Source organism: Ruegeria sp. CDSB086, from assembly GCF_059611065.1.
The window spans coordinates 184,940-209,610 of the sequence record NZ_JBXWOV010000008.1; the positions used below are offsets into that span (position 1 = coordinate 184,940).

At 54.0% G+C, this 24,671-nt stretch carries 18 protein-coding genes and 1 pseudogene; 11 read left to right on the forward strand and 8 right to left on the reverse strand.

Going from position 1 to position 24,671, the window contains the following annotated elements; all coding sequences use genetic code 11:
• Window positions 1-6: 6 nt before the first annotated feature.
• The 4 genes from AC2FIO_RS17445 to AC2FIO_RS17460 all read right to left on the reverse strand — a co-directional run bounded on the left by AC2FIO_RS17445 (window position 7) and on the right by AC2FIO_RS17460 (window position 6,451).
• Window positions 7-2,712 (reverse strand): response regulator, encoded by a 2,706-nt coding sequence (locus AC2FIO_RS17445; RefSeq protein ID WP_496699224.1) that lies wholly within the window; start codon window positions 2,710-2,712, stop codon window positions 7-9.
• Window positions 2,709-3,458 carry a Tll0287-like domain-containing protein gene (locus AC2FIO_RS17450; RefSeq protein ID WP_496699226.1) on the reverse strand — a complete coding sequence of 250 codons (750 nt, stop codon included), beginning with the start codon at window positions 3,456-3,458 and terminating at the stop codon, window positions 2,709-2,711. Before AC2FIO_RS17450 ends, AC2FIO_RS17445 begins: the two co-directional genes overlap by 4 nt.
• 321 nt (window positions 3,459-3,779) lie before the next feature.
• Window positions 3,780-4,871: an aminomethyl transferase family protein gene (locus AC2FIO_RS17455; protein ID WP_496699228.1), complete on the reverse strand. Its 1,092-nt coding sequence runs from the start codon at window positions 4,869-4,871 to the stop codon at window positions 3,780-3,782.
• Between the two features lie 11 nt (window positions 4,872-4,882).
• Entirely contained in the window at window positions 4,883-6,451 is a 1,569-nt protein-coding gene (locus AC2FIO_RS17460) for a trimethylamine methyltransferase family protein (protein ID WP_496699230.1), read from the reverse strand.
• A gap of 103 nt (window positions 6,452-6,554) precedes the next feature.
• Here AC2FIO_RS17460 and AC2FIO_RS17465 point away from each other — a divergent pair, with 103 nt between their 5' ends.
• From AC2FIO_RS17465 to AC2FIO_RS17485, 5 genes and pseudogenes are all read left to right on the forward strand, one after another.
• Window positions 6,555-7,427: a LysR substrate-binding domain-containing protein gene (locus AC2FIO_RS17465; RefSeq protein WP_496699232.1), complete on the forward strand. Its 873-nt coding sequence runs from the start codon at window positions 6,555-6,557 to the stop codon at window positions 7,425-7,427.
• Window positions 7,428-7,520: 93 nt separating this feature from the next.
• Window positions 7,521-8,039 carry a dihydrofolate reductase family protein gene (locus AC2FIO_RS17470; RefSeq protein ID WP_496699234.1) on the forward strand — a complete coding sequence of 173 codons (519 nt, stop codon included), beginning with the start codon at window positions 7,521-7,523 and terminating at the stop codon, window positions 8,037-8,039.
• Entirely contained in the window at window positions 8,036-8,608 is a 573-nt protein-coding gene (locus AC2FIO_RS17475; RefSeq protein WP_496699236.1) for a TetR/AcrR family transcriptional regulator, read from the forward strand. Before AC2FIO_RS17470 ends, AC2FIO_RS17475 begins: the two co-directional genes overlap by 4 nt.
• A 570-nt stretch (window positions 8,609-9,178) precedes the next feature.
• Window positions 9,179-12,379, forward strand: a complete 3,201-nt coding sequence (locus AC2FIO_RS17480; RefSeq protein WP_496699238.1) for an ATP-binding protein — start codon at window positions 9,179-9,181, stop codon at window positions 12,377-12,379.
• Window positions 12,380-12,410: 31 nt separating this feature from the next.
• Window positions 12,411-12,506 (forward strand): annotated as a pseudogene (locus AC2FIO_RS17485) (IS5/IS1182 family transposase); the annotation flags it as partial.
• A gap of 88 nt (window positions 12,507-12,594) precedes the next feature.
• Here AC2FIO_RS17485 and AC2FIO_RS17490 read toward each other — a convergent pair.
• A complete protein-coding gene (locus AC2FIO_RS17490; protein WP_496699240.1) occupies window positions 12,595-13,563 on the reverse strand; it encodes a LysR family transcriptional regulator in 969 nt (322 codons plus the stop codon).
• A 129-nt stretch (window positions 13,564-13,692) separates the two neighbouring features.
• On the opposite strand from AC2FIO_RS17490, the gene AC2FIO_RS17495 reads away from it, so the two are divergent.
• The 6 genes from AC2FIO_RS17495 (at window position 13,693) to AC2FIO_RS17520 (ending at window position 20,861) form a co-directional block, all read left to right on the forward strand.
• Entirely contained in the window at window positions 13,693-14,700 is a 1,008-nt protein-coding gene (locus AC2FIO_RS17495) for a TAXI family TRAP transporter solute-binding subunit (protein ID WP_496699242.1), read from the forward strand.
• An 81-nt stretch (window positions 14,701-14,781) separates the two neighbouring features.
• The gene (locus AC2FIO_RS17500; RefSeq protein ID WP_496699244.1) at window positions 14,782-16,995 is read left to right on the forward strand and encodes a TRAP transporter permease; all 2,214 of its coding nucleotides are present in this window, start codon (window positions 14,782-14,784) and stop codon (window positions 16,993-16,995) included.
• A 4-nt stretch (window positions 16,996-16,999) separates the two neighbouring features.
• A complete protein-coding gene (locus AC2FIO_RS17505; protein ID WP_496699246.1) occupies window positions 17,000-18,238 on the forward strand; it encodes an NAD(P)/FAD-dependent oxidoreductase in 1,239 nt (412 codons plus the stop codon).
• 22 nt (window positions 18,239-18,260) lie between these two features.
• Entirely contained in the window at window positions 18,261-19,010 is a 750-nt protein-coding gene (locus tag AC2FIO_RS17510) for an aspartate/glutamate racemase family protein (protein WP_496699248.1), read from the forward strand.
• 89 nt (window positions 19,011-19,099) lie between these two features.
• Window positions 19,100-19,828 (forward strand): TSUP family transporter, encoded by a 729-nt coding sequence (locus AC2FIO_RS17515; protein WP_496699249.1) that lies wholly within the window; start codon window positions 19,100-19,102, stop codon window positions 19,826-19,828.
• A gap of 16 nt (window positions 19,829-19,844) precedes the next feature.
• Window positions 19,845-20,861 carry a D-cysteine desulfhydrase family protein gene (locus tag AC2FIO_RS17520; RefSeq protein WP_496699250.1) on the forward strand — a complete coding sequence of 339 codons (1,017 nt, stop codon included), beginning with the start codon at window positions 19,845-19,847 and terminating at the stop codon, window positions 20,859-20,861.
• A 235-nt stretch (window positions 20,862-21,096) separates the two neighbouring features.
• Here the strand turns inward: AC2FIO_RS17520 and AC2FIO_RS17525 are convergent, their stop codons facing one another.
• The 3 genes from AC2FIO_RS17525 to AC2FIO_RS17535 all read right to left on the reverse strand — a co-directional run bounded on the left by AC2FIO_RS17525 (window position 21,097) and on the right by AC2FIO_RS17535 (window position 24,665).
• Window positions 21,097-21,744, reverse strand: a complete 648-nt coding sequence (locus tag AC2FIO_RS17525) for a glycine-rich domain-containing protein (protein WP_496699252.1) — start codon at window positions 21,742-21,744, stop codon at window positions 21,097-21,099.
• 275 nt (window positions 21,745-22,019) lie between these two features.
• Window positions 22,020-22,874 (reverse strand): DUF4396 domain-containing protein, encoded by an 855-nt coding sequence (locus AC2FIO_RS17530; RefSeq protein WP_496699254.1) that lies wholly within the window; start codon window positions 22,872-22,874, stop codon window positions 22,020-22,022.
• A 99-nt stretch (window positions 22,875-22,973) separates the two neighbouring features.
• Window positions 22,974-24,665, reverse strand: a complete 1,692-nt coding sequence (locus tag AC2FIO_RS17535; RefSeq protein WP_496699256.1) for a thiamine pyrophosphate-binding protein — start codon at window positions 24,663-24,665, stop codon at window positions 22,974-22,976.
• Window positions 24,666-24,671: the final 6 nt, after the last annotated feature.

Genomic DNA, 24,671 nt, shown 5'->3' on the forward strand with positions numbered 1-24,671 from the left:
TCCGACTTATGAATAGTCCTGTAACTGACGTTTCAGCGCCGCAATCAGATCACCTCGACCAGTATCTCCTTTGCGGATGACCTCATCTGAATGGGCTTTCAACCAATCCAGCTCGTCCCGCGTCAGGTCCTTAGACGTGGCTACGATAACCGGCAAATCGGCAAGCCCATCAGTTGTGCGAACCGTTTTGAGAACATCAAACCCGTCCACATTAGGCATCATAATGTCCAATACCATCAGAGTCGGTCTTTTAGATTTCAACTGGCTGAGCGCGCCGTGACCGTCTGCCGCCTCACGCACTGTCCAACCATTGCGCGTCAAAATACGGCGAAACAGGTTCCGTGTTGACATATCGTCGTCAACGATCAGTACGTCTTTGGCGCGACCCGAGGCGATTGAATCTAGCGTTGCGATCAGCCGAGCAGGATCAATCGGCTTGATCAGGTGCTCGATCGCTCCAAAAGCAAGGCCCATGTCGCGATCCGCGACAATTGTGGCGAGGACGACGGGTGTCTCGCACAGCTTCGAGTCTGCCTTGAGTTCTTTCAACATAGACCAGCCGTCGCGTTCGGGCATAATAACATCCAGTAGAATGACGTCAGGCTTTTGCGCGCGTGCCGTTTTCATGCCCGCCTCCGCGTTCGATGCCATCAAGACATCATACCCTTCCTCGCGTACGATTTGTGCAACCGCGTTTCGTGCGTCTTCTTCATCATCCACGATCAGAACGCGGCCCAAAGCAGTGTCCGGTGACGCTTCACTGTGATCGTCAACCAAGGTGGACACAGCAGCATAACGCGCCGGAATTTCAAAAGAGAAGGTCGATCCAACACCCTCCTTGCTTTCAACTGTGATGTGCCCGCCCATCATACGCGTAAATTCCTGCGCAATGGCGAGCCCGAGCCCGGTGCCTCCGAAATTGCGCGTAGTAGACTGATCAGCTTGTACGAACGCCTGGAACAGCTTGTCGCGTTGCTCCGACGTCATTCCGATACCTTCATCTCGCACCGCAAATCGAAAGAAATCCGTATCATTCTTCCGGAGTTTAGAGACGAGAAGCTCGATCTTACCACCTTCAGTAAACTTCGCCGCGTTGGACAATAGGTTGAAAAGGTTCTGCCGGAGCTTGGTTTTATCGGTTTCGATCTCGTCAGTGTCTTCGAGATCACAAGAGAGAACCAGTTCATTTCCATTCTTGCTCACCAAGGGAACCACCGTCGACGCGACTTCGTCCAACAACGGCCGGAGTGCGAAGCGTTCCGGGTACATTTCCATTTTGCCCGCTTCGATCTTGGACAGATCAAGAACGTCGTTGATGAGCGAGAGCAGATGTCGCCCGGATGCCATGATCTTCTCCAGATCATCCGTCGCAGTCTCGAATCCCATGTCCTGAGCATCTTCAGACAGCATTTCGCTATAACCGATGATCGCGTTCAAAGGAGTGCGCAACTCGTGGCTCATGGAAGCCAGGAACTGGCTTTTGGCCGAGCTGGCGGCGATCGCCTGCGCGTTGGCATCTTCAAGTTGTTCCTGTTTGGACTTAAGGTCAGAAATATCGCTGTAAACAGCGACCGTGCCCCCGTCGGGCGTCTGGCGTTTCGACACCTGAATCCATGCGCCACCCAGCAAGACTTCTTGGCGATCTCCGTCAGGTCTGCGATGTCGTGCAAGCCGGCTACTAATCCACTCTTCGTCAGGAACATCGCCGGTATCCACCGATTTTCGTTCCAGTTGCAGCCGCAAGATGTCTTCGAACCGGGTGCCTGGAACCAGAATGTCGTCCACATGTGCGAAAATGCGGCGGAACCGATCATTGAAGAGTATGAGCTCGTCTTCGTTGTCGAACAATGCAAACCCGTCTGGAATTGTTTCAATTGCTGTCAGAATCGTATTGCGCTGCGCACGCGCTTCTTCTTCTAGTTCGCGCCGTTTGTCCTGGCTGTCGCGAAGCGCTCTTAGCGCTTGGGACATCCGACCTAGCTCATCAGGGCCTTCGGGCGGCAGCGCGACATCCCGTTCACCCCGGATTAGGCCTGAAATCGCAATGTTGATTGCATGCAGTGGTACAACGATCGACCTTAGAGCACGCCACGTAAGAAGCGCTCCCAATATCACAATGATAACACATGCAATGATCGCTCGGTTCATCGCTGCCTTGGCGGCAATCGTTGCTTCATTTCTGGTTTGGTCGGCGCTTTCAGATAGGTCATCGACCAATTGCGTCAGCGTCTTGTCGACGGCATCACTGGCCACTCGGGCCTGTGCAAGTAAAGTATTTCCCAGCACTCTGTTGCCGTCGGTGTAAGCATCGGCTGCTTGCATGGAAGTATCGTAATAGGAGTTTGCCTGCTCTTGTACGCTGGCTGCGGACTCGGGTGCAAAATCGGAGAGCTGTTCGAGGCTGCTATTGAGCTTTGTACTTGCTTCGTTGGCGCGCCGCTCAGAAAGGGTCAGTAAGCTGACAGAAAGATCCGTCAGCCAGTACCTCATTTCTCCAAATTGACGATCTGCCTGGCCTGCCACTTCCAGCCGGTGAAACTCAGTATTTGCGTCTTGTATGCGGGCTTGGTTACGCGCCAGATCGTAGACCATCACGATGGTGCTCACGACCAAAGCAGCTAACAAGAGCGCCGACAGTGATCCTATGCGCACCGGAATAGTATTTTCGGACACCCACCGCCAATTGTTACTCACACCAGATTCTTGTTTCATCTAAAAAGGGTTATGCTAATTGCACCCGCCAGATCACCAAGTTGCCCACCTTCCTTTGGGAAACCAGTCACATCCGTTTCACCCGCTGGCGATCCGTGGCATGAAAGACAGGACTCAGAGTAGTATTCTGGAATCAGCATACGGAAAGCAGGTGTTCCAGAAACGTTGGTTTCTTCGAAAAATGGCTGCCCTTCGGTCCAAGATGTGTCCTTGAACTTTTCCTCTATGACCGAGTTTTCCCAAGTATCCGGACGGGCCATGCGATTGCGGACAAGTTCTGAAGGCGCCGTTACCTTGACCATGGCAGACGTGCCAATTTCATCAGCGAACTGTTCATTTACCAACCGCGCAAAAACCGCCGGAATAAATCCTTTGAATGCCACTCCCTCGGCATTTATTATCTCTTGGTTTGCGTCGATTACCGTGACCATAGCGTCCAGCTGCGTTTCTGTAAGCTTTTGCTCCAGTGGGTCCAACCCATCATGCAGTGGTGGTTCACCATTGGCCTCCAAGTAGGCCTCAATAACTTGCTCGTAGAACACATCACCGGACAGCCCTTTGTCGGTAATATCCGGATTGTTGATTAAGTCCTGACTGTTCGACACGACACTTCTGCCGGCCCGTAGCACTGCCGCCAGTCGGTTGCCCGTTTCAACTTCTTCGGCGGTTTGCGCCGCAACACCGTCCAGACTAAGCGGACAGATTGTACTCAGAACGACCGCTGCTTTCAAAATTAGTTTTTTCAATAGACCAACGCCCCCACGTAAAGTCGAGTGCAGTGACAATAAGATAGACTAGCAAAAAATCGCCAAACTGTCTTATGAATTCGGCCCGAATGGAGTGTGCAGCCAAAAATGGCGTGTAGGATGTGACGGAAGAGCTAGTAACCGCGTTGCTTGTGCACCAAATAACTTTGTCCGAAAATCAGACATCGACCCTGCCTTTTGAAAAACCGATGCCGCCCGAAAGAGCCGCAACGCAAAGTGGCAAGATCGATCCGTGAACCATACCGAGACATTGCTGGCGAGGCTGGAACACAGGCACCGTCGCTGCAGGCCAAGACTTCCCTAACTATGTGTGCGAGCTTTTTCAGGGTCGTAAATTGGGCTGGACACAATTGTTGCGTTTGTGGCGAAATCACTTCCTGAGACCTTTAGAGTGGACCCGATTTCAAGCCCTGGATGAACATGCGCAAGCGCAAGCGATTTGTTCAGGCGGCGAGAGTAACAGGGGCTGTTGATAACCCCAATATTTTCGCCGTCCAGGGACAGTCTCTCCCCACCTTCGACCATGTCGGAGTGATCGATGTCCAGACAGACATTGTTGACTTTTTCGGCGCCTTTCGAGGCCATGACCATCGACTTGCCTCGGAAATCGCCCTTTGTCCTGCTGACGGTGAAGCCGAGGCCGACCTCCCACGGGGAGTTTTCATCGGTCATGTCGTAGCCATAAAACAACAGCCCGGCTTCGATACGCACCTTGTCCAGAGCAGTGAAAGAACAGGGCATGACGCCTGCATCCGCCAGTTTGTCCCAGATGTCGGTGATCACCGCACCGCCCGCAAAAATCTCGTAGCCGCGTTCGCCCGAATATCCGGTACGCGAAATACGGCAGGGATGACTAAAGAGCACAGCAGGCGCATGTTCAAAGTAGCCCAGTTTGGCGAGATCGATGTCGATATGAGCATTGAGGATATCCAGCGAGGCCGGCCCCTGCACGGACAGGTCATGCAAGTCGTCGGTAAATTCGACCTGGACGTCACGCCCTGCCGCCGAAGCCTCCAAGAGCGCCATGGTGTCACCGGAACCATGTACGATCATCCACTCGTTGTCGCCGTTGTTGGACACGATTGCATCATCGGCGATCCCGCCGTTGTCAGTCAAAAGGCAGAGATATGCTGCCTTCCCCGGTGCGAGTTTTGACAGATCCCGTGTGGTTAGGTGGTCAAGCACGGCAAGGGCGTCAGGACCACGCACGAACACTTTCTTCAAAGGTGACATATCAAACATGCCTGCGCGTTCACGGACTGCATCATGTTCATCATTGGGGTCAGTGTCATAGGTCCAGGCCGTGCCCATGCCATTCCAATCCTCCAGTCCCGAGCCAAGCGCAGTGTGGCGTGAGGCAAGGGCAGACGTGCGGCTGAGTTCCTTGGTCATGTTAATCCTTTCTAGTACCATTCGTCCGGCATTCGCGCTTTGCGATCTGACACGAAGTCTTCAAGCGCGGCCTGGATTCCGGGTTCCATTTCGGGGCATTGATAGTCGTTCAACATCTGACGCCACCGCCTGGTGGCGCGTTGATCTGCTGTAAGAGCACCATTTTCGGACCAGGTTTCGAAGGGTCCGGCGTCAGAAATCTGTGGCTCAAAATTCGCCGTCGCGTAGTGCCGCAGCGTGTGATTGGTCGACAGGAAATTTTCGCCTGGGCCCGTTTCAAAATAGGCATCACGACCAAATGCTTCGTCGTTCATTTCGAAGCCCTGCAGCAATTTCAGCATCGCGCCACAGTGGTCGAGATCCATGATGAATTTCTCGTAGGACATCACAAGCCCACCTTCGAGCCAGCCCGCCGCATGCCAAACCTGATGGGCTCCGGACAAAAGCGTGGACCACATGGCACCGGTGCTGTCCTGCATCGCGTGGCCGTCGGGCGCATTGGAGGCGGTGATATGCCCGCCGCCGGAACGCACAGGCACGCCAAGCCTTCGTCCCAATTGTGTAAGCGCCATCGTAGTCATGTTCGCCTCTGGCGATCCAAAGGTCAGAGCGCCCGTACGCAAGTTCATTGTGGAGTGGAACGAGCCGAACACCACCGGACAACCAGGGCGCACCAGTTGCGCAAGCGCAATGCCAACCATCGCTTCTGCCAGAGTTTGCGCCGCCACCGCGGCCGGCGAAAGCGGGCCCATAGCGCCCGCGAAAATGGCAGGGGAGACGCAAACACATTGGCCTGCCCCCGAATAGATACGCAGAGCTGACGACATGGTATCATCATAAACCAGCGGCGAATTGACGTTGATATTGGCCTGCATCACTGTGTGGCGCTCAATGAAGTCGCGCCCAAAGACCAAGCGTGCCATCTCGATACTATCCCGCGCACGCTCGGGTGCTGTGACAGATCCCATAAAGGGCTTGGTCGACAGTGTCAGATGCGCCAGCATCATGTCCAGATGTCGTTTGTTCACCGGTACATCTGTCGGCTCGACCACCGTGCCGCCGGAATGGTGCAGGGCAGGGGCAGTGTAGGCCAGCTTGACGAAATTGCGGAAGTCCTCCAACGTCGCATAGCGGCGGCCATTCGCCAGATCGCTGACAAACGGAGAGCCATATCCCGGCATCAGCACAACGTTGTCGCCGCCAAGTGTCACTGTTTTGGCCGGGTCTCGGCCATGCAACTGAAATTCACAAGGGGCGGTAGCGCAAAGCGCGCGGACGTGACCCGGTTCAAACCGTACACGTTCGCCATCGATGCGTGCACCGGTTTGGGCGAAGTGATCCAGCGCGGTACGATCCCCCCGGAACTCGACACCAATATTGTTTAGAATCCAATCGGCTTGATCTTCGATCCGGGTCAGTGCCGTTTCGCTCAGAAGATTATATGCAGGTATCTTGCGCCCCGTGAACGGCGTGCTTTCAGAGGGCTCATTGTCACGGGCCAAGCGGCGTCGGCGTACGCGTCTGCGGTGTCCCGCCGGTGTTGATGTGTCTGCTACAGCGTTCAAAGGATCCAACGTCATCTTTTCGTTTCACGCAACTAGATGCAAATTTTGGGCTTAAAAAATTGCCTTGAAAATCGAAAATTTCTTTTCTCAGTGTTCAGAAAATTTGTACGCTGTACTCATGACTGCCCGCTTTCATCACCACGACCTGCTTAGGCTATTTGCCGAGATCGCCCGCTATTCCAGCTTTTCGACGGCAGCGTCGGCGCTCAATATGACAAAGGGCGCGATCAGTTATCAGATCAAAACGCTTGAGGCCGATCTGGGGATGGCTTTGTTTCAGCGCACAGCGCGTGGTGTCACACTCACCGGTGAAGGACTGAAACTGCTCGCAATCTGCCAGACCCGATACGAAGAAATCGAAACCGAAATTCAGGCGTTGAAAGGGATTTCATCACGCTCTTTGACTGTTGGTGTCTCGACCTATTTCGCTGCGCGCTGGCTGTCGCCGCGCCTTATGTCATTCATGCAAAGCCACCCGGACGTGCAGCTTCGCATTCAACCGATGGTCGAGTTTTCGCAGACAGAGATGCAGGAAGTGGACCTGGCAATCAGGTGGGGCAACGGGAATTGGAGCGACGGCACCGTTACACCGTTCATGCACTTACGGCCCTATCCTGTAGGTAATCGGTTGGCAGCTGACCTGGTGAATGAGTTGGGAATAGAAGGCGCAATGTCGCAACTTACGTTGCTGAGAGATCGTGATGACAGCAGCGCCTGGTCAGATTGGCTGAACGTCGCAAAGCTTCCTCGGCAAGCAAGGAGAGATGTGCTGATCGTTCCTGACCCGAATGTCCGGGTGCAAGCGGTCATCGACGGACAGGGCATCGCTTTGATGGATGACTTGGTTGGGGAAAACTTGAATGGGGCAGGGCTGTTTAGGTTGTCGGAAACCGTTCTGCCTGAATACGGGTATTTCTTAGTTCAACCGCACAGAACCGCTCCAATTGGCGCAGTGCGGGCATTCTCGGATTGGGTTTTGAGCCAAACCTGATGGTATTCCCCCTTGAGCGTTGTCAAAGATATTATTATACGGCATATAAAAAATTTGAAGGAGATCCCGACGATGCCCACAGGACACATTATGATGGCAATGAGTCTGGACGGCTTTGTTGCAAGGTCGGATCACAGGCTGGATTGGTTGGATAAGCAACCCACCAAGGATGAAGATCACGGGTTCACAGCCTTTCAGGACAGTGTCGATGTGATCGTAATGGGTTCGGGATCATACCGGACGGTTAGGGGGTTTGGAGCGTGGCCATACACGAAGCCGGTGGTGGTTCTCAGTCGTTCGATGACAGCCGACGACATCCCTAATGACCTACGTGAGAAGGTTGAGGTTTCAGACAAAACACCAACCGAATTGATGAAGAGCTTTGACGCGCGTGGTTTCAGTCGAGTTTACGTGGATGGCGGAGCAATCATCTGTTCATTCCTCAAAGCTGGGCTGATTGAAGACATGCGGATCACTTTGATTCCCATCCTGATTGGTGAAGGCATTCGGATATTCGGCGAGACACAAGGCGACGTTGATCTAGAACTGGTTTCGGTTAGCAGCTTTCCCTCTGGCCTGGTGGATCTCGAATACAGATTGAAAATCAGATGACGAAAACTGCCCCACCGGGGCGGCCGCCAAAGGCTGAGCAGCGCCTTTCGAAACAGTTGATCCTGCAGACTGCATTGCCGATCGCCCAAAGCGCAGGTGTTGATACGCTGTCCTTTCGCATACTTGCCGATCAACTCGGCGTCACTCCGATGGCCGTGACCTATCACGCAGGTAGCAAGAAACAGCTTTTGACCGATCTGGTAGAAGTGGCGTTTGCAGGCGTGTTGGATGGTGTGGGCGGAAGTGCTCCGGTCAAGCGTGCCCGCGCAATTATGGCGACTTACTATGCATACGCTTTGAAGAACGCCAATTTACTCCGTGCCATCCTGGACGATGTGACGCTCATGAGCGCGGACCTTATGAACGTGGCGGTAGAACTAAAGGCCAGCACGGACCAACTTGAAAACAGCGATGGCGGTAACGTCCTTGTTCACGTGCTCATCGACTATGCACATGGGTTTGTACTCTCTGCATCCAGCGGAGAAAACAATCCGCTCACAATAGATGACTTTCTGTGTGGGATCGACTGGATTCTTGGTCAAGCGGCAGGTGATGTCAGGTCGATCTGAAATGAAGAACATACGCATCAGAAGCGCCCGCCGGAACAACGTAAAAGACGTGGATATCAACATGAGGTCATGTCTTCGCGTCCGCAGCGAATGGTAGCAATGCGAGCTGCAAGCGCAGCATGGCGAGAACTTAACAAGTGACCACTCTGGGCCGTCCCGGATCTTGGCCGACACCTACCTGCTATCATGGAAGCCGCAATGCGGCCCGTCGAACCTGCCGACCCCCGCGGGCGCAGAACCTTGGAGTCAGGTGCACTCACACACCGCGGTTAACTAGCACGTTTGCAATTTCGACAAACTATCAAATAGTTCCCTGCCCGACGATGCGGTTCCGAGAGTTTTCTACACAGGTTTTTTTTTTGAATGCTCTTTTGTTCAGCCGCATTCTGGCTTTCTCATCTCTAGGTCTCAAGCCAACCTAGTTGGCTCTCTGTTCTTAGCCCACATGCCATATATGGCGATATCTTTTGCGATTTGTGCAAACTCGACGTCTGGGGATTACTGATTGCCCAAACCTTCTTGATCGGGAAAACTACGGTTCTTAGACCCTCGTCGAGGACCCGTCACCTAATGTCAGATCTCGTTGAATGGCTGTCACGAATGAAGCTCCTTAATCTGGAGCCGGTTCTGGTCGAGAATGAGGTCGATCTTGATATCCTTTTTGATCTAACAGATGAGGACATGCGCGAGATCGGCCTTTCACTGGGCGCGCGTAAGCGGTTGCGGACTGCCATTGATGCTGGAGAACCCAATCAATCTCATTCTGACGCGACCAGTGTGACGGAAATCAAACGCGAGGCCGAGCGTCGCCATCTAACGACTCTGTTTGTGGATCTGGCCGGATCAACGGCATTGTCGGCGCGGCTGGACCCCGAAGACATGAGCGAGGTGATCAAGCACTATCAAAACACGGTCGCCGGTATTGTCACACGTTATGAAGGGAATGTAGCCAAATATATGGGTGATGGTGTCCTGTGCTATTTTGGTTGGCCGGTGGCGCATGAAGACGACGCCAAACGCGCTGCACGCTCCGCGTTGGAAATCGTAGGATCGATCGCCGAAATGCGCACCCCTGATGGGCAGGCACTATCTGCTCGAGCCGGAGTGGCGACCGGCATGGTTGTCGTCGGCGACCTCATCGGGGAAGGGGCATCGCGGGAAGAAACTGTTGTTGGCGACACGCCAAACCTTGCTGCACGCCTTCAGACATTGGCCGAGCCGGGACAGGTTCTGGTTCCGGAATCGACTAAGCAATTGATCCAAGACACGTTCGAGTTAGAAGAGTTAGGTCATTTCGACGTTAAGGGATTGGACTCGCAGGTACCAGCCTGGAGGGTGGGAACTGAGCGCAGCCTAGAAAGCCGTTTCGAAACGGAAGATCTCAATCCCGTTTTGCCCATGATCGGGCGGGATCATGAATTGGGGCTGATCATGGATCGCTGGCAGCGCGCAACTTCTGGCGAAGGCCAAGTCGCTGTCCTTATTGGTGAGGCAGGCATCGGCAAGTCCAGGCTGACACGTGCCGTCATTGATGCGGTCTCAACGCAGGATCATTTTCGGATGAACTATCACTGCTCTCCCTATCACACGGATTCGAGTTTCTTTCCTGTTGTCCAGCAGCTTACACATGCCATGAGCCACCAGAAAACCGACTCGGCAAGTGTAAAAGTCGAAAAGCTCCGCCAGCAACTCCGGGCTGCCGATCCAAAGATCATTGCTGAACTCCTTCAGATTGAAGCGGGTCCATCCGCCGAAAAGCCCATTCTGACGCCACAACAGCTTCGCGTCCGGATCATGGAAGAAACTTCGGCAGAAGTGCAGGCCCTTTCACGAGAAAAACCAGTTCTGCTGGTGGTGGAGGACGCACACTGGTGCGATGCCTCGACGCTTGCGATGTTAGAAGCCTGTTTGGACCGGATTGCGGCCGAGCGGGTCATGATCTTGATTACGGCAAGGCCGACTTTCCAGCACGCTTTTGGAGGCCACCCAATTGTATCCAAGCTAACATTGAACCGGCTGGGCTCGGAGCAGATCGAAGGTGTTCTCGCAAAGATATCTGGTGGAAAAACCCTTCCCGACGAACTGATCCGGGAAATCATCCACCGAACTGACGGCGTGCCACTGTTTATCGAGGAACTGACAAAGACCATATTGGAGTCCGGCGATCTTATTGAGACCGAGGACAGTTTCCAACTCACCGGTCCCATCGACCGGGTGACTATACCTGCGACATTGCATGATTCCCTCATGGCCCGGATCGACCGGCTTCAGCCGGTTAAAGAAATCGCCCAGATAGCCGCCTGCATCGGCCGAAGTTTCGACCGAGCCTCCTTGGCAAAAATCGCCCGCGTCGATGATCTGACGCTGGACGATGCGCTGGGACAGCTTGAGCGCAGCGAACTTGTATTTCGGCGGGGGATTCCTCCGGACGCGACATATGTATTCAAGCATGCTCTGGTTCGGGACGTAGCCTATGAAAGCTTGCTGAAACGCCGACGTCTGGAAATCCATCACCGACTTACGGATCTGTTTGAGGCTGACCCGAATGCACCCCCGGAATTGATCGCACATCATGCGACTGAGGCTGGGTTGAGGGAAAAGGCCATTACTTTATGGGGCGAGGCCGCCAGAAAAGCTCAGGCCCGACCGGCATATATTGAGGCGGGAAATCACCTGCGAAATGCCCTGACGCTGGTGGCGGGTTTACTGGACAAACCGGATTGGCGCGAACGAGAGCTGGCGCTTCTGGTGCAACTCGCGCAGGTACATATCGCGAAGGATGGCTATGCATCAGCTGAAGCCAGCGAAGCATTCTCGAAAGCACTGGAACGGATAGAGGCAACCAAGGACCCGGAACTCACGGTCGCAATCTACTATGGGACCTGGATCGCGCCATATATCGGCAACGATCTGCACAAAGCGTTCGATCTGGTTTCGAGACTGGTAAAGGACGTGGCGAACGAACCTGACCCGATCCCAAAACTGATTTCTCGCCGGATGCGGGCTGCGACCCTGATCGCCAAGGGCCGGTCTGCTGAGGCACTTCAAGATCTCGAAGTCGCTTATGAGCTCTATCATTCGGCCGAGATCGTAGATTTCTCTACGAAATTCGCTCAGGATCCGGGTGTGCAGATCTGGTGCTACATGCTCCTTGCACAATGGATGTGCGGCGACGAAGACATGGCACGGCAGACCTGCGACAAGGCTCTTGCCCGAGCCCGCGAGCTCAAACATGCCAACACAATCTGTTACGCAGGTCTGCACGCAGTCACCCTGACGATCTGGATTGGCGACATAGAAAACGCAACCGAGATCAATGAGGAAATGCGACGGGTCTCGGACGAGCACGACATGGCGTTGTGGAAAGATTTTGTTGCCATTCATGACGCTGTCCTAGCCTGCATGACCGATGTGCCCAGTGCTGTCCATCAACTGGACAAGGCCTTAGAAGAGTATCGCGCAAAAGGATGCTGGCTTTGGGTAACGCTCTATTTGGCTGAACACGCGAAAGCCCTTCTCAGGGCCGGTGATCCTAGCGCTGCCCAACGTACAGTGGATCGCGCATTGCGAGAACAGGATATCACAGGAGAACACTGGGCTGAGGCTGAGTTGCTCCGTATCAAAGGAGAAATCAGTGCAGCACAAGGAGATATCGATTCAGCAAATGCCGCCTTTGACCAAGCTATCTCGGTTGCCCAAAGTCAAAAGGCGCAAATGTTGATCGAGCGCGCGGTTCGTTCAAAACAAAGTCTCCGGGACGCAAACGGTTGAGCAAACGGTTTCCTCGTTCGGATCATGGAACGTGAGGCTGCCCTATCGCGTTGGCAATAGCCCGCTGAACCTGCTCTTCGACAGTACAGGCATCAAGGCGGTAGGGGAAGTTGGGTGGAACGCTCGCAATTTGAGCAAAACAGCCTCGGATAAAAGCACATTGGTCATTGCCGATATTCGTTCTTATTGGATTTCAGGTCGCAATCCTCACAGCTTTAATTCTGTTCGCGCTGCGCATCATCAACCGATGTTGCGTGAGGGTTTGCCTGCACCGCCTCCAATTTCTTTAACACTTCTGCTTTCCAGCCCGCTTTAATCTGAATTGCCAATTGGGACGGTGGTCGGTGGTCGGGTTCGAGGAGAGCGTATTCATATCTTAGCGGTTTCTCGAAAGGTAAAAACACAAGCTTTCCGTTGGATAGATTAAGCTCTTTTTCGGTCGCAACAGTCAGCGGGTCAACGATGCTGCAACACTGCCCCGAACTGACAAAGGGGATAAGAGGTAGAAAATACTGGCAGGTAACAGTCTGATTGTACTCCGCGGCAACGTCCTCGAACTCCTGCCGGACTTTCCGTTGGAACGGGTGTGAAGGATGCAGGCCGCCCATTGGCGTTCCGTCAAGATCCGATAGTGTCAGGATCTTGCGCGACGCAAGAGGATGTTGACAGTCAATAGCACAGAAGCAATCAGCCCGGATAAGTTCAGCGGAATACTGGGGTTCTTTGCCGGCTGAATGCTCGAAGTCAGCAAAGCCGAAGTCGATATTTTGCGTCCCGGCAAGCTCCATAATCTGCGGTGAGCTGCGTGTCGAAAGCGTGATGCGAATATCGGGGTTTTCACCAACTGATTGGCTTATGAAACGTGGGAACAAAAAGGCAGATGGACCCGGCATCGTTGCAATATTCAAGCTTCCGGCATGCCCTTTGATGAGTCCTTCCATCGTGCTGGAGATTGTCGCCAGGCGGTCCAAAATACCCGTAGTTTCGGCTAAGAGATAGTGCGCCTCGGGGACTGGCACCAATCGTCTTCCCTTACGTTCGAACAACGTCAGACCCAATGTCTTTTCAAGGTTTTTCAACGCTAGGCTAATCGCAGGCTGCGTGCGATTTAGTTTCTTGGCGGTTTGAGAGATGGAGCCGGTCTCCATCACCTCACGAAATACAGTTAGCTGAGTTAGGTTCATATTTTTAAATATAAGCAAAACTTTAGTTTAGTGAAATATAACAAATTTGTATTTATGCAGTTTGTCTCTACGCTTGCGGGATCGAAGTTTGGGAAAACCAAAACCGAAATTCCAACAAGGGAGATGATAATGAAATTTGTGAAATGCTTGACTGGTCTTGCATTGGCGGGCGCGCTGGCAGCACCCGCGCTGGCGCAGGACCCAACGTTCTTCCGTATTGGCACTGGTGGCGCTGGCGGCACTTACTTCCCCATCGGTGGCACCATCGCAAACGGAATCTCCGCCCCTCCAGGATCGCGCCCGTGTGAAGAAGGCGGCCAGTGCGGTGTTCCGGGCCTAATCGCGATCGCGCAATCCACCACCGCTTCGGTCTTCAACAATGCCGCCGTGCAGAACGGAGAACTTGAGGCCGGGCTGGCTGCAGCCGACGTCACGCGTTCGATGTATCTGGGTGAAGGTAAGTTCGAAGGTAAACCTCATCCCAAACTGCGCATCATCGCCAATCTGTTCCCCGAAGACCTGCACCTGGTGCTTCCGGCCGGCTCGACGATTAACGATCTGAGTGATCTGGAAGGCAAGCGCGTTGGCATTGCGCAGGCTGGTTCCGGCACGCAGGTTGCCGTTTTGCAGATGCTGGATGCTTGGGGCGTTAACCGTGACAACATGGATGAGGCCGAGCTGAACAACAGTCAGAGCGCCGAACGTCTGGCCGATGGTCAGCTTGATGCCTATTTCTATGCCGCAGGCTGGCCGGTTGCAGCGATGGTGCAGCTATCTTCGACCAAAGGTATGAACCTGCACTCCTTCTCCGACGAAGATCTGGGCAAGATCAACGAGATCATTCCGGCCTATATCCCCTCAGCCATTCCAGGTGGCGTGTATGAAGGCATCGACAGCGAAACCAAGACCCCTGCTGTCAGCGCGATGCTAGTTGTGTCATCAGACCTGTCCGACGACCTGGTCTATGAGCTGACCAAGGCGATGTGGAACGACAATACCCGCAAGCTACTGGACAACGGCCATGCTAAGGGCAAGCAGATCACCCCTGATACTGCCTTGGATGGTGTCGAAGCACTGGGCGTTCCGCTGCATCCGGGTGCGGAGAAGTTCTACAAAGAAGCCGGGCTTCTTCAGTAACCTGATCTCAACTCAACTCATCGTCCGGTGCCCCTAGTCGGGGCACCGCACACTCGAAATACGCGAAATCAGGGGGCCATCATGTCCACAACTCAAAATCTTGATGACCACGAGCTCACAGCCGAAGAACTAGCGGCTATCGAAGAACAGTTCGACGAGGGTGCCGCCGTCCGGCAGGTTACGCCGACAACCGGCAAGGTCCTGCGCGTTGTGGCCCTGATCTTTGCGTTTTACGAATTCTTAACGGCCGGTTTTGGCCTGCCGGCCGATCACTGGCACATGGGCATCTATCTGGCTCTACTGTTCATTCTGGTCTACGCGACAATCCCGATTATCGGGGCCAAAAGCCTTTATGCGCTTAAGGTCAGCCGGTTCCGGATCGGCAACATCCCTCTTTACGATCTGGTCTTCATGGCTCTTGGGATCATAGCGGCGCTGTATGTGGGCGTCGCCTGGCGTGGCATTCCGTTTCTTGGGATTGAGGAACAGACCTTCCGTATGGGTAACCCCAACAGTTATGACGTGATTTTGGGTGTGATCATCATCCTGCTGGTGCTGGATATCGCACGCCGCACGCTTGGTTGGGTACTGCCGCTGATCATCTGCGTATTTATCTCATACGCTTTGCTTGGGCCGTATTTCCCCGGATTGTTGCAGCATCCTGGCGTGAACTTCAAAACCTTCGTTTCGTCGATGTACTTCCCGCAGGAGGGCATCTACGGCGTCACGTTGTGGGTTGTCTCGACGATCGTCTTCCATTTCGTGTTGTTCGGCGTGATCGCGCAACGCACCGGGTTAGGTCAACTTTTCATCGATAACGCCACCATTTTGGCGGGCCGCTATACCGGCGGTCCGGCAAAAGTGTCGGTGGTATCCTCGGCCTTCTTCGGCACGATCTCGGGTTCTTCGGTGGCCAACACCGTATCAACCGGCGCGCTGACAATTCCCAACATGAAGCGCCTTGGATACCCCGGCCATTTTGCGGGTGGGGTCGAGGCTGCTTCCTCGGCGGGTGGTCAGATCACTCCGCCGATCATGGGTGCCGCTGCCTTTATCATGGCAGAGTTTCTTGAGGTTCCCTACACCACCATCGTTATTGCTGCGATTTTCCCAGCACTCCTGCACTATGTTGGCGTCTTTGCTGTCGTGCACCTGATGGCACGCAAGCTGAATCTCAAAGGTCTCACCAAAGAGCAACTGCCGCAGCTCAAAGCCGTCTGGGCCGAAGGCTGGGCCAACATAGTGCCCCTGATCGGCCTGCTAGTGGTTCTGTTCACGGGTTACACGCCCTTCATGTCGGCCTTCTGCGGCATATCACTTGCTGTAATCGCGGGCATGTCGCGCTTGAGGCAACCTCCGACACTGATCTACGCGGCAGCGTTCCTCAGCTTTGTACTGTGGAAGTTCTCAGACGGCGGCTTTGACCTGACCATGACAACAATCCTGTGCGGATTGACGGTGGTCGCAACATTGAACCCTCAGAAACGCATCGAAGTGCCCGAGATGCTGCAGGCGGTAGAATTGGGTGTGAAATACTCGCTAGCCGTGGGTGCCGCCGCTGCTGCGGTTGGTATCGTGGTAGGCGTGATCAACACCACTGGCATCGGGTTCCGTATCGGTTTCATGGTTACGCAGGGCGCAGGCAACCTTGCATCGGATCTGTACAACATGATCTCGTTCGGCAGCTTCCAGTTCTTTGCGATGGAAGACTTACAATTGTTCATCTCATTGGTGTTCATCGCCGTCGTCTGTATCTTGATGGGCGCGGGCATTCCGACCACCGCGCTGTACATCATGCTTGTGTCAGTGGCGCAGCCTGCGCTGGCGCAACTGGGTGTTCCACCCATCGCCAGCCACCTTTTTGTGCTCTACTATGGTGTGGTGTCCGAGATTACACCACCGGTCTGTACTTCAGCCTATGCCGCGGCTGCCATTGCGAACTCGAACCCGTTCCGAACTGGTCTTTCTGCCTTCACCCTTGGATTGGGCAAAGTGATAGCGCCTATGGCCTTTGTTTATGCGCCGGTGCTGCTATTCGTGTCCTCAACCGGGTTTAACCTGTGGGAGTTCACCTATACCGCGACCAGTTGCATCGCCGGGGTTATTGCCCTGTCGGCAGCTGTGGTTGGGTATTGGTTGAGTCCGCTGAATATCGCATCGCGCATTCTGTTGGCCATCGCTGGGATTATCTTTGTTGCGCCTAGTCTGACGGCAGATCTGATCGCGATGGCTGTGGCCTCGCCGGTCATTGTCACCCAACTAATCGCCCGCAATCGCAGTCACTCACCGGCCTGAATCGATGACAGAACAAGTGACTATCATCGGCGCAGGGATCGTCGGCATTTGTTGCGCTTTGTCGTTACAGGAACGCGGCATTCCGGTTCGATTGATTGACCGTGGTGAACCAGGTCAGGAAACATCGTTTGGCAATGCAGGTGTCGTCTCACCGTGGTCAATCATTCCTCAAGCGACGCCGGGTATATGGAAATCACTGCCCCGGATGCTGCTGGACCCAAAAAGCGCGCTTTCGGTCAAGCCTGGCTATTGGGCCAAAATGATCCCCTGGGGGCTGCGGTTTTTGCGAAACTCCGGTGAAAAGTCAGTGCGCGAAATCTCGGACGCGATGGAGCTTTTGTGCCGCCCTTCTATCGACCTGTATCGGCGTCATCTTCAAGGCACCGGGCACGAAAACCTGATCACTGACAGCTACTATATTCACGCTTTTCGCCACCGGAAGCAGGCTGATCTGAATGGGCTTGGATATCTGATCCGCCAGGAAAAAGGAGGCGATCTGGAGTTTGTCGATGGTGCCGAGTTGCGCGGCCTGGAACCTGCACTGTCAGAGGAATTCAAAGCCGCGATCGTGATCAAAGGTCAGGCACGCGTAACCTCACCAGGACGTGTGGGGGCAATTCTGGCAGAAAAAGCGCGCTCGCAAGGCGCCGAAATAGTTCAAACCGAAGTCACCAAACTGACACCGGCTGGAGATGGTGGTTGGCAGATTACAACCTCGCAGGGCACGTTGCGTGCCGCCAGCATCATCCTCGCGGCCGGTGTGTGGTCCGCCGACCTGCTGAAACCACTGGGGATGCCTGTGCCGCTTGTGGCCGAGCGGGGTTACCACGTCGAATTCCCTAAGCCCTCGGCCCAATTGAACAATTCGGTCATGGATGTAGACGCAAAGGTGGTCGCAAGTTCCATGCAGGACGGTCTGAGAGTCGCTGGCACGGCTGAATTTGGTAGCGTCGACGCGCCCGCTGATCCTCGCAAGAAAAAAATCCTGACCGAACAAGCCAAGGCCATGGTCCCAGGCCTCAATACAGGCGAGGCACAATTTTGGATGGGTCGACGCCCGTCCTTTCCGGACAGTTTGCCGGCCATCGGACCAGTTAACGGGCGGGAAGGGCTCTATACCGCGTTCGGGCATTCTCACTATGGGCTGATGATGGCCCCGAAAACCGGCGAGCTTGTGGCCGATCTTGTTTCCGGTCGCAGCCCAAACATCGATTTGGCCCCGTTTTCTCTGGCCCGGTTCTAAAGTTTCAAATCAGAAGGATCCGATGATTATGCCAATCTACAACGGTGGTCAGAACATCTGCGGGGCGTCAATTGGTGTACTGTGCCTTGAAAGCTATTTTCCAAAACCACCGGGCCATATCAAGAACCCTTCCAGCCTGCCATTTCCGGTTCTGTATGAGATGATCGACGGTGTGACGGTCCCGACCTTGCTGAACAACCCTTCGCCCGAGTTACTGGCACCGTTCATCGAAGGCGCCAAGCGGCTTGAGGCTGAAGGCGTGCGCGCCATAACTGGCAGTTGCGGCTTTCTAGCCTTGTTTCAAAAAGAATTGGCTGCTGCGGTTTCAGTGCCTGTCTTTGCCTCCAGCCTAATCCAAGTGCCGCTGGCCTTTCAAATGACCGGTGCCAACGCGCCAGTGGGCGTGCTAACCGCGGATGCATCCGCATTGACGCCCCGGCATTTCGAAGGTGTCGGTGCATCAGGTGTTCCTGTGGCCGTGAAGGGATTGGAGGATACAACAGAATTCGCCGAAGTGATTTTGCGGAACACACGGACCCGGATGGATACGGACCTGATCGAAACCGAGGTCTTGGATGCGGCCCGTAGTCTGGTTCTGGAAGCTCCGGACATTCGGTCGTTGGTTTTGGAATGCACGGATCTGCCGCCTTACGCATCGCGGCTTCAGGAAGAACTGCAGCTTCCTGTATTTGACCTGACCACACTGGCGCAAATGGCGCACGCTGTGACGACCCGGGCGCAATACTCGGGACTGATGCCGTGGCAACGCTGACTGTGCCAAAATGGTCAATGATGGACCCTGGCCGGGAACTCAGGATATCTGAGGGCTTGCGACATTGCTTTGGTCCATAGGAGATTTGAGTGTTCGTTGACCTGTCAATCCTGATGATTGCCATCTGCCTTGGCGCAATGCTGCAAGTCGGCGTTGGCATCGGGTTCAGCATTATCGCGGGACCGCCCATGATGATTTTGCTTGGCACGTCGACAGCGGTTCCCGTTTTGCTTTTGCTGAACACGTTTGTATCAGTGGTAGCGACAGACCGGCATGTTCTAAAAAACAACCGTCAACTAATCCGAACCGCGGTCATTGGATGCTGTGTCGGAGTTGCCGCCGGCCTTGTTGTGTATCCCTTTTTGAGCGAAGCATTTGTTCTTGCCCTGACGGCGTGTCTATTGCTGATCGGGTTGATTACGACCTTGCTCCCCTTGCGGGGGTCCATTGGCAACGCTGGGTTTTCATTCGTTACAGGACTGTCTGGGCTTGCGACTGTTTGGGCAGCGACACCGGGCCCTCTTATGGTGTTCGGTTTGATAGCTAAAGGCCGTTCCGCCAAAGAAGTAGCGAAACTGGTTCAACCGATAGCGTTGGTGGCATACGGCATAGCTTTCTTGTTGCACAATTTGTCCGAAACCCAAGCAATCTCATATGAACCGCAGTTAATAGGGTTCGTTGCGATCACTCTGATCGGCAGCATAATTGGTCGTGCAGCAGGCCCTTATTTGCCACAGCCGATCGTCATCGCAGTGATCCGCGTGGTATCCTTGATTGCCTGCTGCGTTCTGTTCCATCGGGCTTTTTCAATGGCTTAACCTTAAAGGTCACAAGATGACACGAAACAACAATCTGCACAGGTTTCCACGTGCCAAACTTATGTCGGGTCCAACCCCTTTGGAGCGTTTGGACAACTTGTCGGCAGAACTGGATATCGACCTTTGGCTGAAACGTGATGATCTGACTGGGCTTAGTTTTGGTGGCAACAAAACACGGCAGCTTGAATTTTATCTCGGAGATGCGCGTCAGCAGGGTGCTGATACCATACTGATCACCGGCGCCGTTCAATCCAATTTCGTTCGGTCTGCGGCCGCTGCGGCAGCCAAGCTGGGCATGCAATCCGTGCTTCAGTTGGAAGAGCGTGTCCCTGACATGGGGGCGGAGTACTATTCGTCCGGGAATGTGCTGCTGGCACAAATCCTTGGTGCCGAGCATATGGGTTACCCTGAAGGTGAAGACGAAGCGGGAGCCGACGCAGCACTGCACGCGCGCGCAGTAGAATTGAAAGCCAAAGGTCACAAACCGTACGTTATTCATCTGGGGCTGGGCCATCCGCCCTTGGGTGCCTTGGGCTACGTCGTGGCCGGACAGGAATTGTATCAGCAGATGCCGGACTTCGACGCGGTCGTCGTCCCCTCGGGTAGCGGTGCCACACATGGCGGACTGCTGACCGGTCTGGCGTTAGAAGAAAGCACTGCCTCGGTGTTTGGGATTTGCGTGCGCAGAGATCGTGAAAAGCAGCAGGCCCGAATGAAGGCCGTTTTGCAGAAGCTTGCGGACTTGCTGGATATCGACGCAGGACTTCTACAGGACAAGATCGATGTTTTCGACGAAGCCTTGCCGCCGGGTTATGGCAAATTGAATGCAATAACGCGCGCTGCATTGGAAAAGATGGCACGGACGGAAGGGGTTTTCCTTGACCCTGTTTATTCTGCGAAAACGTTCGCTGGTTTGCTGAACCTGGTCGAAAGCGGGAAGATCAAGCCAGGCGAAAAAATCGTATTGTTACATTCGGGTGGATTGCCCGCACTCTTTGGATATCAAAGTGAATTGATCGACAACCCAACTTGAAGCGTTCGCAGTCCTCATACGTTTCAGAAACTCGCTTGCCTTCATCTTTGGTGCCCAAACCAAACTCCTGAAACCCCAGCGATGAGCTATCTGTGTCTGCGTGGCATCGTGCTACAACGGCTAACCGAAAATCATAGGATCACGATTACGAGGTACACGGATCGAGGGCGAAGCTTCGGTTCTACGACTGGAGTACGGTGCAGAGCAAATTTAATCAGATTGAACGTTTGGCGATTCAATCGCCGCAACCACCGCCATCTCCTGAGCCACAATCACCTGAATCCTCGTCGGCGAAGGGGTCGTTGCATTCAAAAATTAGCGTCAGCTCACTTTTGGAGGTCAGGCTATTAAGCGTGATCACAAAAACGAAGAGAGGTACGCTTAGCCAAAGCACTCCAAACAAAAAACCGCCACTTTGAACGATGGAACTGGCGCCGATGCAAATGAACACCAGCAAGAAGATCAGCACTATGAAAGTTCCAACTCTGTTTTTCCGCTTCCAAATCCCTTTTGGGGGCGTTCCAAACAAGTCCGAATAGGCTTTGACTGTGGATTTGTAGTCATCCAGATGTTGGAGACCTTGACCGCCGGGGTTGTGATGTACTGGTTTGCCCAGCTTCTTGCAAAAGACGTCCCAATAGTCGCGGCTGTGTTGCATGTGCAAATGCCAAACCAAATCGACCGCCTTTGAGGGGACGTTGCGTTCTGGTCGGGTGGCACAAAGATACATGAACTTTTGATATTCGGCGATCGCCACATTGGCGGTATCGCGAGAGATGCGGTTTTCGGCCATCAGCTGTTCAATGAATGGCGTGCCTGCAGCATCATCAGGCATTTTATGCGTCTTAATCAGCTCCCATAGCTGAGTATTGAGAGAGGTCATCGGAGCCTCCTATGTTTTCTCTTTTTTGCAACTTTTGACTAGCGCACGAATATGACAGATATGTGACACGTGCGGGAACCTGCTTGCGACATTGAGGCCAGTGGCGAGTTCGGAGCTAAACAAACCTCCATCTACATTCAGGCTGAGCGCCTTGAAAACCGGGCGCTACTTTTGGCGAAGTAATAGTCTCCTGAGGTTTTTTGCGAGGTCACTCGACGCTGAAATTTCGCTTTTCTGCCGACAAGCAGGAAAACATAAACTCGCAATCGAGTTGTTCAGAATTTGATCAGCACGAATTTAGATGTCAGCCACAGTGCTGCGATAAGGATTACGTAAGTTGAAAGAACCCAAGCGGTTGCTTCTCTAATAGGCAGGCTTTTCATCTGCATGTGATGATGCCCGGCCATTTGGTGCCCGTTTTGGCCTGCCATTTCGCTGTTTTCGTGGGAAACATGACCAAGTGCTGGTGCCGGGCCATCAGCACCGGGAAGTGTCATGCAACCGTGTTTCAGGTGGTTCGCCACCAACCATCGGTTCATTGGAAAGGCGACAACCGCACCGACAACAGTCGCAAGGCTCATGCGAAACCAGAATTGTGGGGTAAGCGGGTCTTCGGATCCCGGCCACGCAGCCGCAAGCAGAACCATCGTCGGGATCATTCCGGTCATAACCATGTTCATCGAAACCGTTTCTGCAAAGAGCGTCTTTCGAACGGCCTGCCCGTAACTCCCGAACATTGGCATCATCATCAGCGCCTGGAAGATAAACAAACCAGATACGAACCCAAAGGCATACTCGACCAAGATGTCCCACCCATTTGAAAGGTCCAGGAAGTGGACGAGGATGGCAGCAAAAATGATGCCCGTGGCATCACCTGCAACGCAGTGCATTTCGCTATTGATACCTTGTTTCCAAGTTGCGCGCGTATACTGGTCGTGACCTCCCGGGAATGGGCGGCGACATGCAAGCAAGTAGAAGAACAAGCCGACCGGACCGGTGTACAACGTTACGAGTATCCATGCGGTTCGCTGTACCCAACTCGTAACGCCGTTGCTGATCGAATCCCAAATGACAAAGCCCACGCTGACACCAGTCAAAAGAAACCAGACGAGCATCGCACCATTCAGCATATTAATTCCCTATGTTCGGCTGAAAAAACACCGCGGATCGGATTGCGCCAGTCATGTGTTGTCAATTGACCAACTGTCCGGATTGTCCCGAGTAACTCTCTATCTGCATCGATTGGGCCGACCGTTGTTTCGTGCGACCTGATTACCCCACCGCAACAGGTTGACGTTGCAATCTTCCCGATCAATCAGAACTTCGATCAGGCAAAGACCGTCATGATCCAGAGCTGTTTTGATGGCCTTGTCCAATTCGCCTTCTGTTTTCACCTTGCATCCCCAGGCGTTACCCTCTCCGGCGCCAAACACATCAATCAAACCGGCGTAGTCCCAATTCTTGATGGTGTTATATGGGCCATCGTGGATTTCTACTTCGATCGTGTAGCCGCCATTGTTGATGAGGAAAATAATCGGCTTTGCGTTATACCGGATCATGGTCGAAATCTCTTGCGCGGTCAGTTGGAACGAACCGTCGCCAATGCACGAGATCAACCGGCGCTTCCTGTTACCTAAGGCGTATCCCAGCGATGCACCGACAGACCAGCCAATGGATCCATACTGCATTTGTATCTCGAACCGCGTGCCCTCGGGCAGTTTGGTCTCTATGCCGTTGAACCATGAGTCACCCGTCTCCACGAGTAACGTGCTGTCCTTATCCAGCATCTTCTGCACGCGGGCGAATAGTTGGCGAACCGTCACCGGTGTTTTGGCATCACCGGGCGCTGGCGGGTTTTGTTCGGTTCTGACACGTTCGAAGGCCGCGACAGCACCGCTGTTCGGCGTAAGCTTGTCAGTTAGCGCATCCAGAAATTCATCCATGCGGACATTGCTGAAATGTGTGTCACCCAACTGTATGGACGTTGGATGCACCATAACCGCTTTGCCGGGATTAAAACCAAGCTGATGACCCGTCGTAGTGTAATCGGTGAAAACAGGGCCGACAAACAGCAGCCCGTCGGCGGCATCGACAATTTCCCCACAGCCCGGCGTGCTGACCGGCCCCCAATAAATCCCCATGAAGCCTTCGCTTGTCTCAGGCAGAAAGCTCTTGGCATTGGGCATTGATGCCTGGGCGTATTCGCAGGCCACGGCAAGGCTGCGCAAGGGGCGTTCGGCCTGACCCGCGCGCACTTTGCTTCCCGCGACAAGTACTGGTCGCTCTGCCGTATTCAGGAATTCAGAAACTTGAGAGACCGCAGTCGTTAATGTGTTCGGATCACTGCTGGACTGCCTGGCGAAACTACGCGGTACAGGCGCGGACGTAGGTGCTCCAGCAATGTTCGAGGCGATTTCGATATAGACCGGTTTGCGTCGAAGCATTGCGGTGTCTATCGCCCTGTCGATCGCGACAGGCGCAAGAGACGGATGATGAATCTTAACAGCCTCAGCGGTGACGCGGGCGAACATCTCGCGCTGGTAATCGTATTCAACCTCGCCAAGCGTGTGGTGCAGATATTCCCACTCGGCTTCTGAGTTTGTGTTCGGCCCACCGGAAATCGCGATCAATGGAAGATCTTCGGCATAGGCGCCTGCGACGGCATTCAAAAGGCTCAACCCTCCGACCGAATAAGTGACGACAGCCGCTGACGGCCCCCCGGTTGCGCGAGCATACCCGTCTGCTGCGTAGCCTGCGTTGAGCTCGTTACAGCAACTGATCATCCGCAGATCCCGATTGCCAAGCAGCTCATCCAGAAGCACCAAATTGTAATCGCCGGGAACAACAAAATAATCCGCAATGCCAGCTTCTTGCAGTCTCTTTGCTAGATATGATCCGACAGTCCAGCGCCCTGTTGCCATGCCATT